This window comes from Mesorhizobium sp. M7A.F.Ca.US.005.03.2.1 (assembly GCF_003997795.1).
Lineage (GTDB): Bacteria > Pseudomonadota > Alphaproteobacteria > Rhizobiales > Rhizobiaceae > Mesorhizobium > Mesorhizobium ciceri.
The window spans coordinates 1-4,244 of record NZ_RZRP01000554.1 but is presented as its reverse complement, the minus strand read 5'-3'; the positions used below and the strand labels follow the sequence as shown (position 1 = coordinate 4,244).

General features: G+C 63.6%; 3 protein-coding genes and 1 pseudogene. All 4 read right to left on the bottom strand.

Annotated elements, in window-relative coordinates; all coding sequences use genetic code 11:
- Positions 1–700, bottom strand: a pseudogene (locus EN991_RS25435) (ionic transporter); the annotation flags it as partial.
- A gap of 69 nt (positions 701–769) precedes the next feature.
- Entirely contained in the window at positions 770–2,542 is a 1,773-nt protein-coding gene (locus tag EN991_RS25430; RefSeq protein WP_127369796.1) for an AMP-binding protein, read from the bottom strand.
- A 332-nt stretch (positions 2,543–2,874) separates the two neighbouring features.
- Entirely contained in the window at positions 2,875–3,573 is a 699-nt protein-coding gene (gene hisG, locus EN991_RS25425; RefSeq protein WP_127369795.1) for an ATP phosphoribosyltransferase, read from the bottom strand.
- Positions 3,570–4,244: ATP phosphoribosyltransferase regulatory subunit (locus tag EN991_RS25420; protein ID WP_206519248.1), on the bottom strand; the 675-nt coding region annotated here is incomplete at its 5' end. The genes hisG and EN991_RS25420, both read right to left, overlap by 4 nt.

Here is a 4,244-nt window from a genome sequence, read left to right as displayed (position 1 = left end):
TGACAATGCCGATCAGGCCGATCAAAAGCAGCAATGCGCCGGCAAAGACGCTTTCGTGAGGGGCAGTCCGCAGCGAAACGCCGTGGGCCTGCCCTTCGACAAAGTCTTCCCGGTGGCGGACGGTCTGCGCGAACACAAAACTTGCATAAAGCAGCACCGAAAGCACGCTCACAAAGCCAAGTTGAGCTGCCGAAAATGTGCCCGGCCCCGTAGCTTGTGTGTAGGTTGGCAGAATAAGCGTCATGATGGTCAGCGCGATCAGAACCGCCAAATATGCGCTGGTCCCTTGTCGAACAATTGCCTGCTTGCGATGGCGCCAGCCGCCAAGCGCAAGACACGTGCCGACGACGCCGGTGGATGCAATCATCACCGTTGAAAAGACGGACTCACGTGCAAGCGTAGGGTTGTTCTCTCCATGCAGCATCATGGAAACGATGATCGACACCTCGATTGCCGTCACGGCAAAAGTCAGCACCAATGTGCCGTAGGGCTCTCCTACACGCCGAGCCACAGCCTCGGCGTGGTCGAGCACCACGAAAATGGTGGTGAACATGATCGCACTCGAAAGCGCTCCGACGAGTATCCTGACGCCCAGCGAACCTTCGTCCGCCGACAGCCCGCCTGCCCTGACGGCGACAGCCATGACCAAGGCGGCCAGCGGCATCGCATATGAAGTCACCGAACGTCCGAAACCGCTCATGCAAGCCCCTGCGCGCTGCTGCGAACCGTGGCTGCATTCGCGCACCGACAGATCGAAGCGTTCACCCGTTCACGCCGTCTTCTGCGCCACCAAGCCCAGCTCCTCCACCATCGCCTCGCGCATCAGGAACTTCTGCGGCTTGCCGGTCACCGTCATCGGCAATTCGGTGCGGAAGCGGATGTGGCGGGGGATCTTGTAATGGGCGATCTGGCCGGCGCAGAAGTTTCTGACCTCCTGCTCGGTGGCGATCTGGCCGGGCTTGAGCACGATCCAGGCGCACAGCTCCTCGCCATATTTGGCGTCGGGAATGCCGAACACCTGCACCTCCTTGACCTTTGGATGGCGGTAGAGGAATTCCTCGACCTCCCTGGGATAGACGTTCTCGCCGCCGCGGATGACCATGTCCTTGACCCGGCCGACGATGTTGCAATAGCCCTCGGCGTCGATGGTGGCGAGGTCGCCGGTGTGCATCCAGCCGTCGGCGTCGATCGCCTCGCGGGTCTTGTCGTCGTCGTCCCAGTAACCCTTCATCACCGAATAGCCGCGCGTGCAAAGCTCGCCCGGTACGCCGACCGCAACTGTAGCGCCATCGGCATCGACCGCCTTGACCTCGACATGGGGGTGGATCCGCCCGACGGTCGAGACGCGCTTTTCCAAGGGGTCGTCGACGCCGCTCTGGAACGACACCGGGCTGGTCTCGGTCATGCCGTAGGCGATGGTCACCTGTTCCATATGCATCAGCGACACCACCTTTTTCATCACCTCGATCGGGCATGGCGAACCGGCCATGATGCCGGTGCGCAGGCTGGAGAGATCGAAGGCGGAAAAATCCGGATGATCCAGCAGAGCAACGAACATGGTCGGTACGCCATAGAGCCCGGTGCAGCGTTCCTGAGCCATCGCCTTCAGCGTGGCGCCGGCGTCGAACCCTTCTCCCGGGAAAACCATGGTGGCGCCTTTCGAGACGCAACCCATCGTGCCCATCGACATGCCGAAGCAGTGGTAGAGCGGCACTGGTATGCAGAGCCGGTCGTCGGCGGTCAGCTTGATCGCCGAAGTGACGAAGTTGCCGTTGTTAACGATGTTGCCGTGGGTCAGCGTCGCGCCCTTGGGGGCTCCCGTGGTGCCTGAGGTGAACTGGATGTTGATGGCTTCGCCCGGCTTCAGCTTCTCAGAGATGCGGTCGAGGCTGTCATGCTCGTCACGCCCGGCCATGGCCAGCACATCACCGAAATTGAACATGCCGGGCGAGTTCTCGTCACCCATGCGGATGACGATCTTCAACGCCGGCAGTTTTTGTGCCTTGAGCTTGCCCGGCGTGGCCTTGGCGATCTCGGGTGCCAGCGTCTCGATCATGCCGAGATAATCTGACGTCTTGAACCTGGCAGCGGTGACCAGCGCCTTGCAGCCGACCTTGTTCAGCGCATAGTCGAGCTCGGTCAACCGGTAGGCCGGGTTGATGTTGACCAGGATCAGGCCGATGCGGGCGGTGGCGAACTGCGTCACCAGCCATTCCCAGCGGTTGGGCGACCAGATGCCGACGCGATCGCCTTTTGCCAGGCCCAGTGCCAGGAAGCCGGCGGCCAGCGCATCCACCGTGTCCGAAAGTTCACTCCAGGTGAAGCGCTTGTCCTGGTCGACGAAGACGGCGGCGTCGAGCGTGCCGTATTTGCTGACCGTGTCGGAAAACAGCGCGGGGATGGTCTTGTCGAGCAGCGGCACGCTGCGTTCGCCAGAGACATGCGCCCTACCATCGACGGGTGCGACGAAGACACCGCCCGCTCGCGCTCCGCGTCCGCGCAGATTGCTGGCATTCTTCAGCTCGTCGAGATTGACCGGCATCGCTCTCTCCTCCCGGGATTGGCCGAGCCTATCAGCCTGAGGGGGTGGTGAAAATCCCGCCGATAGTCGTGGCAGGGCAACGATCCGGCCCACGACGCTTCGGGGCCTCCGTTGGTTGATGAACATCAAACGCAAAAACCCGCCTGGGCGGCGGTCACTGGCGCAAATCAGCACCATGGGCAAAAATGTAGCGTAGCTGCCCTCACCAGTCAAGGAAATAATTCCTATACAGGAAAACCCCGGCGCAAGGCTACCGACACCGCGGGACGGCCGCCGTCAGGGTTTTCAAGCAGGGTTCGAAGCCCTGAGGGGCAGCGGGCGAAGGCCCGCCGCTATCCGACCGCAGCCGCCATCTTCGCCGCGATGTCGCGCAGGACCGCTTCATCGGCCGCCGCGCGTGTCTTCTTCGACGCCACCAGGCAGGCCTGCGAGCGCAGGACGAGGCCATCGCCCAGCACCTTGAGATGATTGGCGCGCAGCGTCGAGCCGGTGGTTGTGATGTCGACGATGACATCGGCCAGACCCGCCGCCGGCGCACCTTCGGTGGCCCCCAGGCTCTCGACGATGCGGTAGACCTGGATGCCGTGCTTCTGCGAGAAGAATTGCTGGGTCAGCCGCCAGTATTTGGTGGCGATGCGCAGCCGCCGGCCATGGCGCTGGCGAAAATCGGCAGCGACGTCGTCGAGGTCGGCCATGGTGTCGACGTCGAGCCAGATGTCCGGCACGGCCACCACGACATCGGCATGGCCAAAACCGAGACGGGCGACGATTTCGGCGCGGCTCTCCCAGTCGGCAAGGTTTTCACGCACCAGGTCCTCGCCGGTGATGCCGAGATCGACGGCACCCTGGCCGATCTCGCCTGATATTTCGGAAGCCGACAGGAACACCACTTCGACATCGTCCAGGCCCTCGACGCGGGCGTGGTATTTGCGCTCGTCGCCGGGCAGGCTGACGGCTAACCCGGCTTTGGCCAGCACGTCCAGCGCCTGCTCTTTCAGGCGGCCTTTGGATGGGATCGCCAGCGTGATCATGGCGCCGTGTCCCGCAACGCCTCGATGCGGTCGAGCCAGACGGAAAAGCCGACGCCGGGGATCGGCGTCTTGGCGCCAAGCAAGGTCAGCAGCCGGTCATAGCGGCCGCCGCCGACCAGCGGCCGGTCGCCATTGTCCGCCGCGATTTCGAAAACCAGGCCGGTGTAGTAGTCGAGCGGGCGGCCGAACGCGGCGTCGTAGCGGATTTTATCGGCCGGCAAGCCATGCGCTTCGATCGCCTTGGCGCGGGCAGCGAACTTTTCCAGCGCGACATCGAGCGACAGCCCTGCGCCGGTGGCGAAGGTCTCCAGTGCCTGGGCCGCACCATCAAGCGGAACGTCGATCGCCAGAAAATCCTTCAGCGCGGAAAACGCCTCGCTCGACAGCCGAACGCTGCGCAATTCGGCTTTCTCGATCAGCCGCCGGGCAATGTCGGATGGCGAGCGTCCGGCGGACGCCGACAGGCCGGCCTCTTCCATGCCGCTGGCGATATGGGCGGAAAGACCGTCCAGATCACCGTCGAGGACCAGAGCGGCGACCGGACCTGAGAGCTGGCTGTTGCGCGGCGGGTTGGCGAGATCGGCGAGTGCCGCCTCAAGCATCGGCGCCGAGCCGAATGCGCGGGCAAGACGCATGCGCCAGCCGCGCGGCAGGCCAAGGGCGGCCAGCAC

Excerpts from the sequence above, each read along its gene's own strand:
- hisG (WP_127369795.1), bottom strand. The coding sequence starts at position 3,573 with ATGATCACGCTGGCGATCCCATCCAAAGGCCGCCTGAAAGAGCAGGCG.
- EN991_RS25430 (WP_127369796.1), bottom strand. The coding sequence starts at position 2,542 with ATGCCGGTCAATCTCGACGAGCTGAAGAATGCCAGCAATCTGCGCGGA.